This is a genomic window from Methylobacterium sp. WL18 (genome assembly GCF_008040015.1).
In the GTDB taxonomy this organism is placed as follows: domain Bacteria; phylum Pseudomonadota; class Alphaproteobacteria; order Rhizobiales; family Beijerinckiaceae; genus Methylobacterium; species Methylobacterium mesophilicum.
This window is the reverse complement of sequence record NZ_VRVD01000822.1, coordinates 1-1758: the sequence shown is the minus strand read 5'-3', so window position 1 is coordinate 1758 and position 1758 is coordinate 1. Positions and strand designations below refer to the sequence as shown.

At 72.5% G+C, this 1758-nt stretch carries 2 protein-coding genes; one reads left to right on the top strand and one right to left on the bottom strand.

Annotation, left to right across the window (positions count from 1 at the left end):
* Positions 1-113: 113 nt before the first annotated feature.
* Entirely contained in the window at positions 114-587 is a 474-nt protein-coding gene (locus FV228_RS28700; protein ID WP_238261423.1) for a YHS domain-containing (seleno)protein, read from the bottom strand.
* A gap of 347 nt (positions 588-934) precedes the next feature.
* Between FV228_RS28700 and FV228_RS28695 the strand changes: the two genes are divergently transcribed.
* Entirely contained in the window at positions 935-1555 is a 621-nt protein-coding gene (locus FV228_RS28695) for a DUF1134 domain-containing protein (RefSeq protein ID WP_147857583.1), read from the top strand.
* Positions 1556-1758: the final 203 nt, after the last annotated feature.

Genomic DNA, 1758 nt, shown 5'->3' with positions numbered 1-1758 from the left:
GCGCTACCGCGCCGGCTACCGCAACGGGCCGTTCGCGGCCCTGGGCGACCCTGATCTCGCCGCCGGCCTCGCCCTGCCGGCATCCGGGCCCGCCCGGCCGGTGCGGACGCGCCTCACCGCGGCGCATTCTTGATCGGCGCATCCCGAGGCGGCATGTCCAACTGGTCCTGCAGGCCGGGCCAGGCCGCCTCCGCCTGACGGACCAGTTCGGGCGCGGCCAGGAACCGGTCGCGCCGGGCCGCATCCCGGAACAGGTAGAGGCGCTCGCCGATCACGGCGAAGACCAGGGGGTCGGCATCGACCAGGCGCCCGTCCAGGATGCCGGCGGCGTCGAAGCCGCCGAGCCGCGGGGCGTAGACCTCCGGGTTGTCCCGGAAAGCCGTCCTGTCGGCGCTGCTGGCGAAGCGCCAGACCTGGCCGCCCCACGAGATCTCGAACCGTGGGGCGCCGGCCCGCGGCCCGTCCTTGAGGAAATAGCTGACCGGGTCGAACCCCTGGAGCGCCAGAAGCTCGATCGCCGCCGTGTCTCCCGGCTCGGCCGCCGCAGGCGCGCCGGCCATCAGGGCGGCGAACGCCAGAATGGGCATCAGGCCGGTTCGGCCAGCCCGTATGCGCCAGTACCCGGGACACCGCGCGCGGAGCGAGGCCGGGGCCGGAGCGGCGTCAGGGCGCGTTAACCACATCTTGCGGTTTTCCTCAGAAGCTGGTCCCACGGTTCGGTCCGCGCCGTCCCGGATCGCGGGCCCGTCCTCGTGCGGATCCCGGTCGCGGATGCGGCCGCGACCGGCTCGTGCCCGCGGCGGCCTGGATCCGCCGCGGAACCGTTAAAGCATCGCGCGGAAGATGGTCACCGGCTTTCGGACGATGCGAGTCTCAAGACCGGCAACATCGGCCTGGATCCGATGCTGCCGTTGAACCGGGCGAGGAGGCAACGATGACGGTACGAGACGAGCGCGGCACCCACCGCCGCCACCTGCTCCGCGCGGGCCTCGGCCTGGCGCTGGGCGCGCCCCTGGCGGGCGTTTCCGGAATCGGCGCGGCGCTGGCGCGCGGAGGCGAACTGGACACGCCCGAGACGTTCCGCCCCGGCGAGATCGTGGAATCGGGCCATCGCTTCTTCGGGTCGGTGTCCCGCGGCCTCGCACTCACCGTCGAGGAGGCGGGACGGCGCTGGGGCGAGCCGAACGGCTACATCCTCGGACAGGAGGGCGGGGGCGCGGTGGTCGCCGGCGTCCGCTATGGCGAGGGCACGCTCTACACCCGCAACGCCGGGCAGAAGCACGTCTACTGGCAGGGTCCCTCCGTGGGCTTCGACGTCGGCGGCGACGGCGCCCGCACCATGATGCTGGTCTACAACCTGCCGAACGTGCGCGAGCTGTTCCGGCGCTTCGGCGGCGTCGACGGCTCGGCCTACCTGGTGGGCGGCTTCGGCATGACGGCGGTCGTGAGCGACCGTATCATCGTGGTGCCGATCCGCAGCGGCGTCGGCGCCCGGCTGGGGATCAATGTCGGCTATCTGAAGTTCACCCGGGAGGCGACCTGGAACCCGTTCTGATTGATGGGTGGAGCTTGATTTCGCCCCGGCGGCCGACCTGGGTTAGACTGATCCTGGGCCGGGTCTTCCGGCCGTCTGCGCGGGCCGTCCCCTCGTGATCGAAACCGTGATGATCTTCGCGCTGGGTTTCCTGGCGGCGAGCCTGTGCGGCCTCCTGCTGCTCCCGGCCCTCAACGCGCGCGCCGCGCGCCTGGCCCGACGGC